This is a genomic window from Streptomyces sp. NPDC029674 (assembly GCF_044903205.1).
Lineage (GTDB): Bacteria > Actinomycetota > Actinomycetes > Streptomycetales > Streptomycetaceae > Streptomyces.
This window is the reverse complement of record NZ_JBJDPY010000002.1, coordinates 504059-521534: the sequence shown is the minus strand read 5'-3', so window position 1 is coordinate 521534 and position 17476 is coordinate 504059. Positions and strand designations below refer to the sequence as shown.

Sequence of the window (17476 nt, the reverse complement as noted above, 5' to 3'; positions counted from 1 at the left end):
GGCGGTGGTCGGTGCGGCCGTCGCGCCTCCCGCCTCCCCCGCCCGGAAACGGCTCAGGGCCGGATATCAGGCGTCCGGGTGGGTGCCGTCGAAGTACTGCTCGGACTCCGCCCAGACGTCACGGGCGAGTTCGCGGGCCTGGGCGTCGGCCTCGGTGTGGTCGAACTCCCAGTGCACGCCGCCCCACAGACGCGACTCGCCCACCTGCTGTGCCGCTTCGGAGAACGTGTTCCACTTGAGCGCGATGTCCTTCGACGGCATGCCGGTCTCGATGCCCGAGCTGCCCGCCTTGATGACGCCCGTCCCGCCGTACTCGTCGGAGCCGGTGAACCGCTCGAGGATCTCCGCCCCGGCGGCGGTGAAGCCGGTGTGCCCCGAGCCGTAGGCCGCGAAGGCCGGCGTCTTCAGGTACGGCTGCCACTTGGCGCCGTCGATCACCTTGGTGCCCTGGCCGGGCCCCGCGTAGCCGCGGATCTTCTTGCCGTCCATCGCGTAGCGGATCATGGTGATCGGACGGCCGTAGTCGAAGTGGACCTTGGTCTTCCAGTCGACGACCGCCTCATCGCCCTCCGCGATGTTCAGGGCGAAGAACAGCTTCACGTCCTCGTCGAGGCCGTGGTGGTCGCGCTTGGACACGAAGGCCGCCCACTCCTGCGGGATGGACGACGACGATGTGTCCCGGTACTGCCAGTACTCGGCCAGCGCCTTCTGGCGCTCCGTCAGACCGGCGTTTGTGCGCATCTGTTGGGCTATCGCGCGCTTCGAGGCGGCACTGCCGTACTTCGGGGGCGCCGACGGCAGATAGCTGTTCACGTCATTGATGACGAACGGCTTCGACGCCGCGAAATGCGGGGTGAGGAAGTTGTGCGTCATGCCGTTCATGGTCAGCGGCGCCCACCGGTTAGGGTCGACGATCTTGCTCTTGTCGAAGTCGTTCACGTCCTGCGCCGGGTTGACCGGCTTGTAGAAGCCCTCCGGCGACGTGTACGGCGGGGTGCCCAGCTGGTTGGAGCCGTCCTGGTGGCGGACCTCCAGCAGCGCGTCGGTCGCCCTGACCGCCACGGCGGCGGGCGTTCCCGCCGCGGCGGTCCCGGCCTCCGCCGCGTCGTAGCCGAGCGCCGAAAGCTTGGCGTCGAACGTCGCCCGCTGCTTGGGGAACAGGTCGCTCAGCGCGCGGTGCGCCGCGAAGCTGACCGCCTTGCGCTTGTTGGCCTCGGTGCGCTCCGCCGCGGGCCTGCGCAGGTCGCCGCCGAGCTGGGTGCCGACGGCCTTCGCGTCGTACGCGGCCCACGCGTCGTACATCGCGTTGTGCACGACCGCGAGCGTCCGCCCGCCGACGGGCGGCGGAGTGGGGTGCATGGAGCCCTGGTTGTTCACCGCCATGGCTTCGCTGATCTGCTTGTTCCACTGCAGGACGACGTTGTCGCCCTCGGCCCGCGCCTCGACGGCGGACGGGGTCGCCCCGGCCCCGCCGGCCGCCGCGGACGCCGGTCCTGTGACCGTGGTGGCGAGGCTCATGGCGGTGAGCGAGCCGAAGACCGCCCAGCGCTTGAGGGCGTTCGTATGGAGACGGTGACGGAGGCGGGTGGGCTTCATGACGGTGTCACGGGCCTTTCTCAGTGAGTGGTGAGTGGGGTGGGGAGGGGGTTGCGGGGGGGGCGTTGGCCGGTCGTGGGTTACTCGGGCCAGCGCGATTCCGTGATGACGTCGACGAAGTTCGGCCGCACGTAGCCCTCGGTGTAGCGCGCCAGGACATCCGCCTTGATGTTGCCGAAGGTGGTGTCGGGGCGGTGCGCGATGCCGTCGTTGAAGGCCTGCAGGATCCGGCGCTTGAAGTCGGGGCGCGGGTGCGCCGCGACGACCGCGGCCCGCTGCTCGTCGTCGATGTCGTCGTAGCCGATGCCCAGGACGTCCAGCTCGACACCGGCCGTGACCAGGGCGATCTCCGGAGCCATGTGGGTGGGGATCTCGGGAGTGGTGTGCAGGGCGATGGCCTCCCACACCACACGCGCCGCGTCCTCCGTGACGCCGCGCGCCAGGAGGAACTCCTTGGCGTCCTCGGCGCCGTCGATCTCGAAACGGCGGGTGGATGTGCGGTGCTTCTCGGCGAGCCCGAGGTCGTGGAACATGGCGCCCACGTAGAGGAGTTCGGCGTCGTAGGACAGGCCTCGCCGGTTTCCCTGCAGTGCGCCGAAGAGGTATACGCGGCGGGAGTGGTGGAAGATCAGTTCGTCGGCCGTGTCCCGGACCAGCTCGGTGGCCTCCTTGGCCAGGACGCTGTCGGGAATCTTGATGTCGGCAATGGTCATGTGTGCTCCTGAGGGCAGGTTCAGCGGAAGCGGAAGCGGGAGGGAAGTCGCGGCGCGCCGTGTGGGCGGCTTCGGAGTGCGGCCCGGGAGGGTGCCCGGCGCATGCTCGGCGGCGACGGGCAAGACAGTAGGTATGCGGCGGGCGGTGGCGCAGGGTGCGGGGCGCGACTTCGTCAACTGGCCCGGTGCGGGGTCGGGTTCGGCTCGCTGTTTCTGCGACCTGACAGAGCATGTGGGGGCCGCTGTTCCGGCGGCTCGGCTCTCTCTAGGATCCGCCGCATGATGAGCCAACGGGCCGTCGGCCTCGTGGAACAACTCGCCGCCGAAGGAGTCCAGTCGTGGCTGGCCGTGGAAGGCGCACACATCGCCGTACCGGACCGGCTCCCGCACACCCTCCGGGCACCGGCCGGTGTGCTGCTCCCCGCTCATGTGCCGCCCGATCCGCAGGCGGTGCGACGCCTGTGCGAGCGGGTGCGGCTGGTGTCGGCTCCGGTCGATCCCACGTACGCCGATGAGGCTTCCTCTCTCGTACGGGCCGCCCGGTCGCTCTGGGCGCGCGTGGGCCGGCCGAACCTGCTGGTCCAGATACCGGCCACCGAGGCGGGCCTGGCGGCGATGAGCGAGTGTCTCGCCCTGGGCATCAGCGTCAACGCCACGCTGATCTGCACCGTCGAGCAGGCCGACCGGGCCTTCGACGCGCTGCTCGACGGCATGGAGCGCGCCCTGGTCGCGGGCACCGATCCGGTGGAGACCCGCGTCTTTCTGACCTGTCCGGTCGGCCTCTTGGACGACGTCGGCGTAGCGGCCGCCGGCGTACCCACCTCCGGAGTACCGACCTCGGGCGTGGCGATGGCCCGGCTCCTGTACGCGCTTCGCGAGCGGCGCCTGAGGAACACCTGGTGGCGGGTGCTGCGCGCGGGCAGTGTCGCTCCCCCGACACTTCTGTGGTCGTCCCTGCGGACACACCACCTGCCCCGGCTGATCGGCTGGAACACCGGGGTGGCTCTCACCGCTCCGGAGCTGGAAGCGGCGGCCTCGGGCGCGGAGTTGACGGGTGACGTCATGCCGGGCCTGCGGGAGGGGGAGGAGGAACTGCTGCTGTGCGGCGCGGGTGGCGGGGCCGGCCGCCGGACAGCCCCGGATCTGCTGGCGGCGGAGCTGACGCGGTACCGGGACGCCTGGCACACCGCCGCCGCCCGCTGACCGGGGCCGACGGGGGCGGAGGCGGGGGTGGTGGCAGTGGCAGTGGCAGTGGCAGGCAAGCCGGTACAGGGCGGGGCGGGCCTCTCAGCCGACCGTCCGACGGCCATCCGTCCGACGTCGGCCATCCGTCCGATGGCCATCCACCCCTAGGCCATCCGCCCGACGGGCATCCGTCCGACGGTCATCCGCCCGACGGCCATCCACCCCTAGACCATCCGCCCGAGGGGCATCCGTCCGTCGGTCATCCGCCCGACGGGCATCCGTCCCTCGGTCATCCGCCCAAAGGGCATCCGTCCGCCGGGCATCCGCCCGTAAACCGCGCGCCCGCGCCGCAAGCTCCGCCCCCGTCAGCGTCCGCAGCGGCGCCCCCTTCACCACCGTCTCCTCGAACTCCTCGTCCGGGTCGGACAGCGTGACGATCGCTCCGCCGACGCCGTAGGTGACGCGGTCGTCGGTGACCACGGCGGTCCGGATGACCACGCTCAGGTCAGCGGCTCCCGACAGCGAGAAGTAGCCCAGCGCACCGGAGTAGACACCGCGCGCGCCGCCTTCGAGCCGGTCGAGTATGCGCATCGTGCGTACCTTCGGGGCGCCGGTCATGGAGCCGGCCGGGAAGGCCGCCCGCACGCAGTCCACGGCGGTGCGGCCGGGGGCGAGCCGGCCCTGCACGGTGCTCACCAGCTGGTGCACCGTGGCGTACGTCTCCACCTCGAACAGTCCGGTGACCCGTACGCTGCCGGGTCGCGCGCAGCGCCCTATGTCGTTGCGGACCAGGTCGACGATCATGAGGTTCTCGGCGCGGTCCTTCTCGCTGCCCAGCAGGTCGGCGACGTGCGCGGCGTCCTGGGCCGGGCTCTCGCCGCGTGGCCTCGTCCCCTTGATGGGCTTCGACTCGATCAGCCCGTCGGCCGAGACCGTCAGGAAGCGCTCGGGCGAGGTGCTCAGGACCGAGAAGCCGTCGAACTGGAGCAGGGCGCCGAACGGCGCGGGGTGGGCGCGGCGCAGCAGCCGGTATCCCTCCCACGGGTCGAACTCCCCGTACATCTGCGCCTGGTTGGTGAGGCACACCTCGTACGTCTCGCCCGCGGCCAGTTCCTCCTGGCAGGCGTCGATCAGGTCCAGGTAGCCGGTGCGGTCGTGGCGGAGCCGGAGGTCGTGCGTGCCGGTGGGCGGGACGGGTGCGGCGAGCGGCGGTCCCGGCGCGCCGCGGAGCAGGTTCTCGGTGGCCGTCAGCCAGTCGGCGGCGGGATCCGCCGGTTCGGCCGGTCCGTCTTCGGTCAGGGCCAGTAGGTGGGTGAGGCCCGTCAGGTGGTCAAGGACCAGGGCGCGGTCGGCGAAGACCATGACGGCGTCGGGCTGCGGGGAACGGTGCACCGCTTCGCCGCCGCACTGGGCCTTGAGTTCGTAGCCGAGATATCCGACCCAGCCGAGGGCGAAGTCGGTGGGGAGGTCGGGGAATTGGACGATCATGCCGCACAGGTCACGGTCGAGCCAGTCGAGGAAGGAGCCGCCGACGACCTCCGTTCCCGCGCGCGAGGTCACGGAGACCGTGCCGCTCGCGACGTCGACGGTGGCCACGCGGGCCAGCGGTCCCGAGGCGTCGCCCATCACGGAGAACCTGCCGCGGGCCGGGTCGAAATGGCTGCTGTCGAGCCAGAAGGCGTGCGGGTTCGGGCGGAAGAGACGGTCGTACGTCTCCTCCGCACCCCAGCGGGTGGGCAGCTGCCGGGTCAGCACCCGGAGCCGGCGGGGGGCCGGCGCGTCGGGCGCCGCGGGCGCCACGGGTCGTAACCCGGCAGCCACGCGGCCGGTCCGCACGGGCACGGGCCGCCCCGGACCGTAGCTTTGCGACAGCGACAGCGACAGCGACAACTCGGCGAAATTGCGCATGAGTTGCAGGCCGTGCTCCGTACAGATGGACTCCGGGTGGAACTGCACTCCCCACATCGGCCGGCTCCGATGGCGCAGACCCATCAGTACGCCGTCCGGGGTCCATGCGGTGGCGGCCAGTTCCGGCGGCAGGTCCGTCACCGCCAGGGAGTGGTAGCGGACCGCCTCCAGCGGCGAGGGCAGCCCCCGGAACAGTTCCTGCCCGTCGTGCAGCACGGGGGAGAGCCGCCCGTGGTGCGGTTCCGGTGCGCGGCCGATCCGTGCGCCGTGGGCCAGTCCGATGCCCTGGTGGCCGAGGCAGATGCCGAGCAGCGGCAGTTCGGTCCGCTCGATGATCTCCCGGCAGATACCGAAGTCGCCGGGGCGGCGAGGGTTTCCGGGGCCGGGCGAGATGATCACGCTGTCGAAGCCGGACAGCATGCCGGGGCGCCAGTGGGGGTCGTCGTTGCGGACCACAACGGGCTCGTTGCCGGTCGCCTCGGAGACGTAGTGGAAGAGATTGTACGTGAAGGAGTCGTAGTTGTCGACGAGCAGAGTGCGCACGGTTGGGGTCTGCTCCAGGAGTCAGCGGACGACGGGGACGACTTCGAGGAGCAGGTGCTCGACACGGTCGCTGCCGTACACGCCCTCGAGCACGTCCACGGCGGCCACCGTGCGCAGTTCCCTGCCGCACTCGCCGGCGATCCGGCGCAGCTCGCCGAGGTCTCCGCGGGTGCTGAAGTGGAGGAGGGCCCTGCCGTGCGGCGTCAGGCGGAGGGGTGCCTCGGCCAGGAAGCGGCGGTGGGCGCGGTAGCCGACGTCGACGTAGGCGCACTCGTGGACGGAGCGGTACTCGTAACCCTCGGGCGCAAGGACGTAGTTGGAGCTCCAGAAGACCGTGTCGAAGCGCTCGTCCGGGGAGAGCCCGTCGAACATGTCGCTGTGCACCGACCGCACGCGGCCGGCCACGCCGTGACGGCGGGCGTTGAGGTCCGCGTTGCGCACGGCCCTGGGGTTGATGTCCAGGGCGACGACCCGCTCGGCGCCGGCCAGCGCGGCCTGGACGGCGATGACGCCCGTGCCGGTCCCCACGTCGAGGAACGACCGCGTCGAGCCCGCCGGGGCGCCTCCGGCGAGTCCGAGGAAGTCCAGGCCGATGCCCGTCGAAGGGGAGTAGACGGGGGCGAACACCTCGTCCAGGAGGTCCCACTCGCGGTCGCAGAGGTGAAAGGTGCGGGGTCTGTCCGTCCTGGTCAGGGACGCGCGACTGCGTTCGAGAGAGCGTTCAAAGTTCTGGACGGTGCGTTCGTGGTTCTGGACGGTGCGTTCGTGGTTCTGGACGGTGCGTTCGTGGTTCTGGACGGTGCGTTCGTGGTTCTGGACGTGCAGCGTCATCGAGCGCCTCCAAAAAGGGGATTTCGGTGACTCTGCGACATAGGCCGAGCACCGGGTGTGGGCATCACCCTGCCGCCCCGCAAGTGCCGCGGGAAGGTGCCTCCGCGACAGGCCGGAGCGCCACCAGCGGTGACCGGGCCACCGAGCCCCAGCTCTGACCTGCGTTTTTCACTTCAACAATCTGTTGACCTCCAGTTGACCCTTCTTTAGGGTTCTGCGGTTGTGGGCGAGGGCCCGGCACGGGCCGGGCCGGAAGGCCACAACGGGGGAGGAACCATGCACCAGGGCGGCGCAACCGATGAAATCGTGGAAATACTCGACCTGTTGGCCGTGGGAGCGCCGCCTGAGCGGCTGAAGCAGGTGGAGCGGGCCAGGGACCTCGCATTGCGCGTGCGGGGGCTCATGTCCGAGCAGCAGAGCCGGCAGACCGGTCTCGCGGCGCTCATCGACACCGCGCGCGAGCTGACCCGCCCCTACGACCTGAGCAGCCTGCTCACCGTCATCGCGCGCCGGGCCCGCTTCCTGCTCGGCCTCGACATGGCCTGGCTGTCGATCCACTCTCCTGCAGGCGGTGAGTCGGTGGTGCACGCGGCCGACGGCCACATCAGCATGGTCAGCGTGGGGATGCGGGTGCCCACCGCGGGCGGACTCGGCAATCTGGTGACCGAGCGGGCCGCCCCCGTGTGGACCGCCGACTACCTGAATGAGGACGAGATCCCGCGCACCGACACCACGCACGGTGCGGTGCGGGCGGAGGGGCTGCGCGCCGTGCTCGGGGTGCCGCTGCGCCGGGACGCCGCCATCCTGGGCGTGCTCTACGTCGGGCACCGGCAGGTGCGGCCGTTCACGCCGGACGAGATCACTCTCATGTCGTCGCTCGGCGACCTGGCGGCGGTCGCGATCGAGAAGGCGCAACGGCTGGGCCGGGCACAGGACGAGGTGAGCGAGCTGCGGCTCGACGCGTCCCGCGCCGAGGACTCGTACGCCTCGGCGCAGCGGCTGAACGTCGTCTACGCCGGACTCATCGACCTGGTGCTGCGCGGCGGCGATCTGCACACCTTGGTGGACGAGGCCGGTGAGTTGCTCGGCGGCACGTTCCTGGTCCGCGACCCGAGCGGCACCGATCTGACGGCCACGCCGGTCCCGGGTCTCGACGAGGCAGAGCTCCGCAAGGTCGCCATGGGGGCGCACCCCGGAGGGCAGCCGGTGATGACGCCCGGCGGCACCTGGGTGTGCCCGGTCCTGGCGGGCGACGAACCGCTCGGCACGCTGATCCTCGCCACGGACGGGCCGCTCGACGAGCAGCAGATCTCCCTCATCTCCCTGACGGCGCGGGTCGCCGCCGTCTCGCTGCTCCTCCAGCAGAGCACGAGCCTCGCCGAACTCCAGGTGCGCAGCGAGGTGTTCCAGGACCTGATCCACGGCGAGCAGCTGTCCGCGCGGCAGTTGGCCGACCGGGCGCGCAGACTCGCCGTCGACCTGAGCGTGCCGCACGTGCTCGTCGTGGCCCGTCCCGAGAACGACCCGCAGGGCAGGGGGGCCTTCTGGGCATCGTCGTACGCGCATCAGCGCTCCGGCCTGAAGAGCGTGGAGTCGGACGGGATCGTGCTGCTGCTGCCGGGTGCCGACGCCGGGGCCACCGGCCGGACCGTGGCCACGGAGTTCGCCGCGGCCCTTGGCCACCCGGTGACGGTGGGCAGCGCGGGGCCCGTGACGTCCGCGGAGGGGCTGTCGGAGGCCTTCCAGGAGGCGCAGCGCTGCCTGGACGCGCTGACCGCGCTCGGTTCGGCGGGTGGCGCCGCCTCGTCGCGCGAACTGGGTTTCCTGGGGCTGCTGTTGTCCGACGAGCCCAACGCGGGAGGTTTCATCGCGGACGCCATCGGCCCGGTCCTCGAGTACGACGCCCAGCAGGGCACCGAGCTCACCCGGACCCTGGAGACCTACTTCTCCCTCGGGGGCAGCGCCACCCGCACGGCCGACGCCCTGCACGTCCATCCCAACACGGTGGCCCGCAGGCTGGAGCGGATCACCGAGCTGCTCGGTGAGCGCTGGCAGGACTCGACGCAGCGTCTCGAGGTGCAGATCGCGCTCCGGCTGAACCGGATCCGGCACACGGTGCGCGCACGGGGCGGCGGCCTGACGGCGCGACGCTGACCCGTCGGCCCAGGACGACGGAGGCGCAGCTCCGGGCCTTGGCGGGCGGCATCTCCGACAGCGCGGCGACGGCGTGCGCGACGGAGGCGAGCGTCATGTGGCGGTGCCAGCCGCCGAAGGAGCGGCCTTCGAAGTCCCGCAGGCCGACGCGTGCGCCGACGTTGTCGACGCCGTGCGCGGTCCAGCCGCTCAGTTTCGTCAGGCGCAGCAGTTCGGGGACCGGGGTGCGGGTCAGGTCGGTGAGCCAGATGTGGGCCGGCGGCAGCAGGGGGTCCTCCCACTCGCCGACGAGGAGGAACGGCCGCCCGCCTTCGAGTCCCGCGCGGGCCGTCCCACGCACGGGGTCGGGCAGGGTCACCGGTATCGCCATGGCCAGCGAGGTGTGGCGGCGCCCGGAGGCGTGGTCGGCCCACTCGACCGCGCGCCGCAGGCCCTTGACCGATTCGAGGATGTGGCGGGCGGTGAGCGGGCCCGATCCGTAGCCGGGCATCGCCGGCGCGGCCACTTCGCAGGCGGTCAGCGAGCCGGCCCTGGCGATCAGCGGTACGGAGACCGCGTCGAACCCGGTGGCCAGGCGGCGCACGTCGGCCCCGGGGACGTCGAAGACCACGGGCCGGGCGGGCAGTTGCCAGCTCCGCAGGGGCTCCAGGGCGGTCGCGGTGGCGCACTCCTCGGGGGTCGTGCCGATGACTTCCGTGGGGATGCCCGCGCGGCGTCTGCGGGTCTGGTCACCGGTCCACCGGTCGGACAGGAAGAGGCGCCAGTTCACCGGGACGCTCAGCTCGTCCGACGCCGACCACAGGCCGTAGGCGTACTGGCCGCTGGAGGGCTCGCCCGCCCGTCTGCCGCCCCGGGTGTCGACGCCCACCGACCACTCCCCCACCTTGGGGATGACGTGCGGCCGGACCACCCAGGCGCTCGGCGGCGCACTCCGCTGCAGATAGTGGGCGAGCGCCTCCCTGGCGGGCCGCCAGTCCCACGTCGAGGCGCTGATGAAGTGGTGCATGCTCTGCTCCGCGGCGCCGCCGCCGAGGAGCGCGGCGATGTTGCGCATGGACTTGCGTCCCTGTGCCGCGAGCAGCCCGCCCACGTACTGCTCGCCCTTGCTGAGCTGGTCCCTGCGGTGCAGGGAGTGCGGCAGCACGTACTCCGTCAGCCGCGAGGCCGAACTCGGTCGCGACGCCGAACTCAGTCGCGACGCCGAAGAGGGCACCCTCCCCTCATGACCTTCTGTCTGCCTCGTGAGTGCGGTGGAAACCACGAGATCCCCCTTCTGGCTGTGTACGGCATCGGGCTGAGCACCACAGTGGCCGCTGGACGACGCGCGGACGATGTGGCACCGGCACCCCGTTGGGGCGGTGACCGGTGGCTGCCGCATCAGGGGGCCCGCCGTCAGGGGGCGGATCGGGTGCCGTACGGGGATCGGGGTGTGGGCCGCCCACCATGGCCGCCGGCCCACACGTCCCGGGGGGGCGTCAGACGAGTTCGGCGCGGACCTCCGGTGCGCCGAGCGTCCCTGCCGCCCGCAGTTCGGCACGCCGCACCTTGCCCGACACCGTCATCGGCAGCCGTACGGCGATCTCGACGACCCTGACGGCCTGCTCCGGCGGCAGTTCGGTGGCCGCGAAGTCGAGCAGCGCTCCGGCGGCCCCGTCCCGGTCGAGCCAGTCGGGGGTGAGGACCACGAAGGCCTTCGGCACCCACAGGCCCACGGGGTCCGGCACGGGGACCACGGCGGCCTGCGCCACCGCGGGGTGCCGCAGCAGCACGCGCTCCAGCTCCAGCGGGGAGATGCGGTGGTCGAACGACTTGAACATGTCGTCGTCCCGGCCCGCGTAGCGCAGCTGCCCGTCGACGCCCAGGGAGACCAGGTCGCCCGTGTGGTAGCGGCCGTCCGCGAAGGCCCGCGCGGTCTTCTCCTCGTCGTCGAGGTATCCGGTCATCAGGCCCATGGGCCGGTTCGTCAGCTCGAGGCACAGCTCACCGGTGGCGCCGGGCGCGGTGGGCAGGCCGGATGCGGGGTCGACGACCACCACGTCGTAACCCGGCAGGACGCCGCCCATCGTGCCGGGCGTGGTGCGGGCTCCGGAGATGTGGCCGAGCTGCGCGGTGGTCTCGGTCTGGCCGTAGCCGTCGCGCACCCGGACGCCCCAGGCCCCCGCGACCCGGTCGACGAGGGAGGCCTCCAGCGGCTCCCCGGCGCAGGTGGCCTCCCGCAGCTCCGGAGGCACCGCGCCGAGGCCTTCGGCGAGCAGGCCGCGCCAGACGGTGGGCGGGGCACAGAAGCTGGTGACGGACCGGGTGCGCAGCGCGTCGAGGATGCCGGCGGCGGCGGGCTGCGGGTCGGTGAGCGCGACCACGGTGGCCTCCGCGTTCCACGGCACGAAGAAGGAGCTCCAGGCGTGCTTGGCCCAGCCCGGCGCGGAGATGTTCAGGTGGGTGTCGCCGGGGCGCACTCCGTTCCAGAACATGCCGGACAGATGACCCACCGGATAGCTGCTGTGGGTGTGCGCCACCATCTTGGGCCGCGAGGTGGTGCCCGAGGTGAAGTAGAGGAACAGCGGGTCACTGGCGCGGGTGAGGACCTCCGGCACGAACCGCTCGCCGGACGCGGTCCACGAGTCGTCGTACGACAGCCAGCCGGGCACCCGCGCGCCCGTGGCGATGCGGGTCCAGTCGCCCGGCGCGCCGGCGAAGCGGGCGGTCAGCGAGGCGTCGGTGAGTACGTGCTTCACCTTGGCCCGGGACAGCCGGTCGGCGAGGTCGTCCGGTGTCGCGGTGGCGTAGGTGGGGACCACGACCGCTCCCAGCTTGATCGCCGCCAGCATGGTCTCCCACAGCGCCCGGCCGTTGTACAGGGCGATCAGGATCCGGTCCCCGCGCCGCACCCCCAAGTCGTGCAGCCAGTGCGCGACTTGGCCGGAGCGGAGGGACAGCTCGTCGTAGGAGATGAGTTCGTCGTCCGCCGGGGCGGCTCCGACGAGGTGCAGGGCCGTCTTCGCGTTGCCCTCGGCGATGACGTCGAACCAGTCGAAGGCCCAGTTGAAGTGGGTGAGGCTGGGCCAGGAGAAGGCCTCGCGCGCGCCGGCGAGGTCGCCGTGGTGGTCGAGCAGTACATCGCGGGCGGCGCGGAAGGCGCGGCTCCCCTCGGGGCTGTGCACGCTCATGCCGCACGTCCCGCGACGAGCGTGGCCTGTTCGGTCCTGGCCGCGTCGCGCGCCGCGCGCAGCATGTCGAGGGCGATGGCGTCGGCGTCCTGCCGGAACAGGGTGTTCAGTCCCGGCTTGCCGCTGCCGACCTGGGTGAACCAGCGGGTGTGCTCGGTCGGGATGCCGAGGGCGTACAGGCCGTAGCGGACCGTTCCGTCGGCGGAGACGACGTGGAAGGGCGCCATGGTCACGTTCAGGCCGCCGGTGGCGCGGGTGCGTCCTGACACCGGTTCCTCGTGGACGAACTCGCTCACCAGGCCCTCGGCCCGCAGGGACCGGGCCAGCGGGGAGACGTCCCGGTGCAGGTTCGGGGTGGGGATACGGGCGTCGATGAGCGTCTCGGCACCGCGGTCGGAGCCGGCCACCTGCGGCGAGCCGATCCGGAAGCGGCCCGCGGTCTCGTCCGCCGTGAACCGCGTGGCGGGCCCGGCCACCTCCACCACGCCGCTCTCGACGAGGGCAAGCAGCTGCTCCACCCGCTCGATGGGCGGTCCGGCCGAGAGCAGCGCGTTGACCGGCACGAAGTCCCGCTGGAACTCCTCCGCGTGCGAATCGGGGTGCAGTCCGCCGAAGTCCACGGCCTCTCTGACCACGTTGCGGATGTCGCGCAGCACGTCGAGCGCCGCCTTGAGCGGACCCGCTACGTTCCCCAGGGCGGCCTGCGCCAGGTCCTCACGCATGACCTCCACGAGCCGGTCGCGGAACGCCGCCGGGGAGTCGAACCGGGCGTCCTTGAAGGGGCGGGCCAGTGCGTGCAGGTCGAGTGGCGGCAGCGGTTCCGTGACTCCCGACGCCCGGTGTGCGGAGCGGTACACATGGTCGAGGTCCTTCAGGAGCAGGGGCAGTACGTCCTCGTTGAAGCGCAGCCTGTCGCTGCCGGTGGCCGAGTACCGGCGCTCCCGGGCCGCGGCGACGGCCTCCTTGGTGAGGAAGCGCGGCCGGAAGGTGTGATCGGGCTCCTTCTGGTTCCTGCCGCGGGCCGGGATCGGCAGGCCGCTGCGCGACCCGGTGACGATCCTGGGCTCCAGGCCGCTGGGCACGTACCGGAGCCCGCCGTCCCCGGCCCGCTCGAAGGTGCCGCCGCGGCCCACCGTCAGGGAGAGCATCACGTCGTAGAACGACAGGCCCATGCCCCGGATGCCGACGGTGCTGCCCGGGGCGATGTCGCGCACGGAGAGCGGCATGTCCGCCGCGGAGTCACCGCACAGGTATGTGATGCCCGCGTGGCGTTCGGCGAAGTCGAGGAGTCCGGCCTCGTGCGGGTCCGGGGCGTTGCGGGGGTGGCCGGTGGCGAGGAGGACCTTGTCGGCTTCGATCAGGTAGGGCGAGCAGTCGAGTTCGAGGGCGTAGCCGCCGCGTGCGGTGGCGACGACCGAGGTCACCGATCCGCGGGTCTCGGTCAGTTCGACGTTGGCCGGGAGGTGGTCGGCGATCGTCCGGTAGACGGAGCGCAGGTACTGGCCGTAGCGGCGCCGCGAGGCGTAGTCGTCGGCGTCCAGCGGGGGTTCGCCGTGGGTGGCGGCGCGCCGCGCGATCCACTGGCCGAGGGACGGCCCCGCGCCGGGCCGGGCCGGACCGCCGTCGGGGACGCCGGAGTACATCGTGACCTGGCCGACGACGGTGTTCATGGTGAACCACTCGTCCTGGTCGGTGCGCCAGACGCGTCCGGCGCCCGGCTCGGTCGCGTCGATGGCGTGGATGCGTACGGTGTGGTCGGCGAGTTCGCCCTCCGCGAGACGGACGGCGAGCCGCTCGAGGACGGAGATGCCGCGCGGGCCGGTGCCGATGACCGCGATGGTGAGGGTGGGGCGTCTGCTGCTTTCTGCGGGCACGTTCGATTCAGTCCTTCAAGAGGGCGGTGGAGAGGAGTGCGGCGGGTCCGGCCGTCGGGAGCTCCTCCAACGCGGCGTCGTCGTAACGGCGTTGGACGAAGCTGAGCATGTCCAGGAAGGCCTCGGCGCGCAGTTGGCGCGCTCCTGCCGGGGCGGTCGCGGTGATCGGCATCGAGCCGACGGACTGCCATTGGAGGGTGCCGTCGCCGGCTATGTAGCTGCGGGAGCGCTGGGCGTTGTCGGCGTGCAGGCAGTAGGGCACGTCCAAGTAGCCCTTGGCGAAGGCCTTGAGGAGGGCCTTCCCGATGTCCGCGTCCAGGTTCAGGACGGCGTCGATGAGGGCGCGCGCCTCGACGTACACCGGGTTGTCGCCCGCCGGGCCCGCGGCGTCGATGCCCAGGGCGTCCAGCGGCAGCCGGGCCGCGGACTCCGCCGCGCGCGCCGCTTCCTGGAGGGCCTGGATGTTGTCGGCCACGGTGGGGATGCGGTGGGCCTCGGCGGGTGTCTTGACGATCATCCGCTCGGTGCCGGTCACCGCGGCGAGCACGGCGCTGTCCCGCAGCAGGGAGAGCGCTCCGGCCGGTGTGCGGGGGAACACGCCCATGTAGGTGTAGAGCACGACGTGCCACTGCAGATCGCCGAGGAGTTCGCCCGCGAGGCGGCGCATGGCCCCGATCGCGTCGACGTCCTGGGCGAAGCCGGTCCCCTGGGCGTAGCTCAACGACACGCTGCGAAGGCCGTGTTGCTTGAAGAACATCCCTTCGAGCACGGAGATGGCCACCAGCAGAGCGGGCGGGCACAGCTGGCCGAGCATGCAGCCGCCGAAGCTCTCCAGATGGGCTCCGTCGACCTGGTCCGCGAGCAGCTCGCAGCTGTCCGCCCAGGCGGTCACGGCTTCGGCGAGCGGGGTGCGGCTGTAGGGCAGGCAGTACGAGACCGGGCCGCCCTCGGTCGCGTCGAGCCCCGCGTCCAGCAGGGCCCGGACGATGCCCAGGGGCAGCGGTGAGCCGTGCCGGACCTGGATGGCGAAGCCCGTGCCGCCGCCCACCCGGGCGATCATGTCGCGGGTGACGTCGGCGCCGTGCGCCACGATCGGGAAGCCGTTGAGGTCGCTCCCCTCGTCGAGGGCCTTGCGCGCCGAGGCGTGGTCGCCGACCCGGGTGTAGCTGTCGAGCGTCACGGTGCCGACGGTGGTGGCGTCGGCCGCCGTCACCGCCCGCAGGCCCGTGAGCATGCCGGCCACGTCGGGGAAGCCCATGCGGGGCTGGACCACGAGCCGGCCGGCCGCCGCGGCGGCGGCCACCGCCGCCCCGAAGGGCGTGGTGGAGCGCCGCCGCACGGCAGCCGGGGCAACGGTCGCGAGCAACGTACTCATACGGTCTCTCCCGAAGCGACGAGAGCGGGCGCGGGGCGCGGGGCACGGTCGAGCCCCGGTCGGCCGGCTTCCGCGAGGTACCTGCGGAACGGGGCGACGCCCGCGGTGTCCTCGAAGACCGCGTCGAAGCCCGCGGCGAGCAACTCCGGGCCGTGGGCGCGGTTCTCCGCGCCGCGGGTGCCGAGCTTGCCGCCGATGACGACGGGCAGCCCGCTCAGCCCGGGCTCGGCGCGCAGCCGGCCGATGAGCCGGCGGCCGTCCAGATGGCCGTGCCCGTTGACGCTGCTGATCACCACCATGTCGGGGGCGGTACGACGGCACTCCGCGATCAGCAGCTCATCGGGGACACAGGAGCCGAGATTGATCACTTCGTGTCCCAGCTCTTCCAGCATGAGCTGCAGGAAGACCAGGTTCCACGTGTGGGAGTCCGAGGAGACGCTGGAGACCAGGACGCGCCGGCCGCTGTCTCGGACATCGGGCGGGGCGTCGCCTGTCGGTGCGGGCGAGTGCATGAACCTCTCTCAATCGACGAGCCGTTGTTGTGGGAGCCGTCCGGAGCCGTCCGGAGCCGGCCGCTCAGACGGAGGCGACCGCGCGGATCGGGCTCTGCGGAACCCGCGCCTCCGCAGGGCGTGTGCGGATGGCGAGGACGGTGCAGCCGTCGGCGCTGGACATCTGGTGCTGGGTGCCGGGGCCCTCGACGACCAGGTCGCCCTTGACGTACGAGGTGCCGTCGCTGTGGTCGAGGCGGCCGTCGAGCACGAGCATCAGCTCGTACCCGAGGTGCTCGTGGAAGTCGCCGTGGGCCGTCGGCGGGAAGCGGAGGAGCAGGCCGACCGAGTCCTCACCGCTCTCGGTGTCCGGCGCCCACAGCACGTGGTGCTCGACGCCGGCCCGGCCGGGCTCCTGCCAGGACGTCCACTCGATGTCGGTCAGCTCGAATCCGCTGCGAAAGACGTTCTTGATGTACTCGATCTCGGACACGTGAATCCCATTTCCTTTTCTGACCTGTTGGGCTTGGTCAAAAACTTATCCGGGGCGACGGGTGACACAACGGGCCACTGTCCGATGGGGGGCAACGGAAGAACCGCACGCCCTGAAGTTGACTAAGTCATCCGGCGCGCGGTGACGCGGAGATCCGCCGGACAGCAGAATGGGCCGATATATCAATGGCCGGAGGGGCGACCATGGAAATTACGCTGTACCAGGTGAGAACTTTCCTGGAGGTGGTGCGCACCGGCAGCATCACGCGGGCCGGACGGAATCTGGGATACTCGCAGTCGACCGCGGCGGCCCATATACGCGCGCTGGAATCACAGGTCGGCACCTCGCTCTTCCAGCGCCTCTACCACGGGGTGCGCCCCACGCCGGACGGCGAGACCTTCCACGGCTACGCGGTACGGCTGCTCGGCCTGGTCGACGAGTTGACGACGTCCCTGGCCGGCGGCCGCGAGGTCAGCGGGCGGGTGTCCGTGGGCGCTTCACCGCTCTCCGTCGACCAGGAGCTGACCCGGCTCGTCTGGGAATGCAGATACCGCTATCCGAAGCTGGAGCTCGCGCCGGCGGGAATGGATTCGCAGCGCATCACGGAAGAGATAACCGCCGGACGCCTCGACATGGGCCTCATTCTCGAACCGCCGGACCGCGGCGCGAATGTACCGGCCGGTCTGCACACCGAGGATCTGCGCTCCGTCGACGTGGTGGCGGTGGCCGGACGTGAACTCCTCGGAATACTCGAAGAAAACCGGCTGAGCACCGTGCGACTGCTGCACGTGGATTCCGACGACCAGTCTCTCGGAAGATTCCGGGCGGCCATCGAACGCGCCTACTCGCTGCGTACCGAGTTCATGTCGATAGCGTCCGTGCAGGGCGCGCTCGAACTCCTCCGCAACGGTCCGTGCATCGCGGTCCTGCCGCGGGAATCGGTGGGCCGGGAGTTCGAGAACGGCGAAGTGGGCGTGGTCAAGGGGGTGCCCGGTGAACGCCACGTCGTGCGCATGGTCTGGAACCAGCAGGCCTGGCTCCCGCCGGCTCTCGCGGCCACCCTCGAACTGGCCCGGCGGATCGGCTCACCGGCGGCCACCGTCACCTGATCTCGCCTGGTCCATCGGCCGCCCACACACCGAATCC

Annotated in this window: 12 protein-coding genes and 1 pseudogene; 3 read left to right on the top strand and 10 right to left on the bottom strand. The window is 71.6% G+C overall.

The genetic code is table 11. The annotated features are described in order from the left end of the window. Positions 1-66: 66 nt before the first annotated feature. Positions 67-1596, bottom strand: coding sequence for a vanadium-dependent haloperoxidase (locus ACI2L3_RS06305; RefSeq protein WP_404751129.1), 1530 nt, complete (start codon positions 1594-1596; stop codon positions 67-69). Positions 1597-1676: 80 nt separating this feature from the next. Next, positions 1677-2309, bottom strand: coding sequence for an HD domain-containing protein (locus ACI2L3_RS06300; protein WP_404751128.1), 633 nt, complete (start codon positions 2307-2309; stop codon positions 1677-1679). A gap of 279 nt (positions 2310-2588) precedes the next feature. On the opposite strand from ACI2L3_RS06300, the gene ACI2L3_RS06295 reads away from it, so the two are divergent. Next, positions 2589-3512, top strand: coding sequence for a transaldolase family protein (locus ACI2L3_RS06295; protein ID WP_404751127.1), 924 nt, complete (start codon positions 2589-2591; stop codon positions 3510-3512). A gap of 84 nt (positions 3513-3596) precedes the next feature. On the opposite strand, the gene pabB is transcribed toward ACI2L3_RS06295, so the two are convergent. Beyond that, the gene (pabB, locus tag ACI2L3_RS06290) at positions 3597-5945 is read right to left on the bottom strand and encodes an aminodeoxychorismate synthase component I (RefSeq protein ID WP_404751126.1); all 2349 of its coding nucleotides are present in this window, start codon (positions 5943-5945) and stop codon (positions 3597-3599) included. Positions 5946-5966: 21 nt separating this feature from the next. After that, the gene (locus ACI2L3_RS06285; RefSeq protein ID WP_404751125.1) at positions 5967-6776 is read right to left on the bottom strand and encodes a methyltransferase domain-containing protein; all 810 of its coding nucleotides are present in this window, start codon (positions 6774-6776) and stop codon (positions 5967-5969) included. A gap of 276 nt (positions 6777-7052) precedes the next feature. On the opposite strand from ACI2L3_RS06285, the pseudogene ACI2L3_RS06280 reads away from it, so the two are divergent. Beyond that, positions 7053-8813: pseudogene (locus tag ACI2L3_RS06280) on the top strand (helix-turn-helix domain-containing protein); the annotation flags it as partial. On the opposite strand, the gene ACI2L3_RS06275 reads toward ACI2L3_RS06280, so the two are convergent. From ACI2L3_RS06275 to ACI2L3_RS06250, 6 genes are all read right to left on the bottom strand, one after another. Next, positions 8803-10074 (bottom strand): IS701 family transposase, encoded by a 1272-nt coding sequence (locus ACI2L3_RS06275; protein ID WP_404751124.1) that lies wholly within the window; start codon positions 10072-10074, stop codon positions 8803-8805. The pseudogene ACI2L3_RS06280 and the gene ACI2L3_RS06275 overlap by 11 nt on opposite strands. A 331-nt stretch (positions 10075-10405) precedes the next feature. Beyond that, a complete protein-coding gene (locus tag ACI2L3_RS06270) occupies positions 10406-12097 on the bottom strand; it encodes an AMP-binding protein (protein ID WP_404751123.1) in 1692 nt (563 codons plus the stop codon). Next, positions 12094-13971, bottom strand: a complete 1878-nt coding sequence (locus tag ACI2L3_RS06265) for an FAD/NAD(P)-binding protein (RefSeq protein WP_404751122.1) — start codon at positions 13969-13971, stop codon at positions 12094-12096. The genes ACI2L3_RS06270 and ACI2L3_RS06265 overlap by 4 nt, the downstream gene beginning before the upstream one ends. Positions 13972-13978: 7 nt before the next feature. Further along, complete coding sequence (locus ACI2L3_RS06260; RefSeq protein ID WP_404751121.1) at positions 13979-15346, bottom strand: methylaspartate mutase; 1368 nt, start codon at positions 15344-15346, stop codon at positions 13979-13981. Next, a complete protein-coding gene (locus ACI2L3_RS06255; RefSeq protein ID WP_404751120.1) occupies positions 15343-15858 on the bottom strand; it encodes a cobalamin B12-binding domain-containing protein in 516 nt (171 codons plus the stop codon). Before ACI2L3_RS06255 ends, ACI2L3_RS06260 begins: the two co-directional genes overlap by 4 nt. Before the next feature lie 64 nt (positions 15859-15922). Then, positions 15923-16330 (bottom strand): cupin domain-containing protein, encoded by a 408-nt coding sequence (locus ACI2L3_RS06250; protein ID WP_404751119.1) that lies wholly within the window; start codon positions 16328-16330, stop codon positions 15923-15925. 224 nt (positions 16331-16554) lie between these two features. Here ACI2L3_RS06250 and ACI2L3_RS06245 point away from each other — a divergent pair, with 224 nt between their 5' ends. Continuing rightward, positions 16555-17439 carry a LysR family transcriptional regulator gene (locus ACI2L3_RS06245; protein WP_404751118.1) on the top strand — a complete coding sequence of 295 codons (885 nt, stop codon included), beginning with the start codon at positions 16555-16557 and terminating at the stop codon, positions 17437-17439. The last annotated feature ends 37 nt before the right edge of the window (positions 17440-17476 follow it).

Coding starts and splice junctions, on each gene's coding strand:
- ACI2L3_RS06305 (WP_404751129.1), bottom strand. CDS start 1,596: ATGAAGCCCACCCGCCTCCGTCACCGTCTCCATACGAACGCCCTCAAG.
- ACI2L3_RS06300 (WP_404751128.1), bottom strand. CDS start 2,309: ATGACCATTGCCGACATCAAGATTCCCGACAGCGTCCTGGCCAAGGAG.
- ACI2L3_RS06295 (WP_404751127.1), top strand. CDS start 2,589: ATGATGAGCCAACGGGCCGTCGGCCTCGTGGAACAACTCGCCGCCGAA.
- ACI2L3_RS06285 (WP_404751125.1), bottom strand. CDS start 6,776: ATGACGCTGCACGTCCAGAACCACGAACGCACCGTCCAGAACCACGAA.
- ACI2L3_RS06270 (WP_404751123.1), bottom strand. CDS start 12,097: ATGAGCGTGCACAGCCCCGAGGGGAGCCGCGCCTTCCGCGCCGCCCGC.
- ACI2L3_RS06260 (WP_404751121.1), bottom strand. CDS start 15,346: ATGAGTACGTTGCTCGCGACCGTTGCCCCGGCTGCCGTGCGGCGGCGC.
- ACI2L3_RS06255 (WP_404751120.1), bottom strand. CDS start 15,858: ATGCACTCGCCCGCACCGACAGGCGACGCCCCGCCCGATGTCCGAGAC.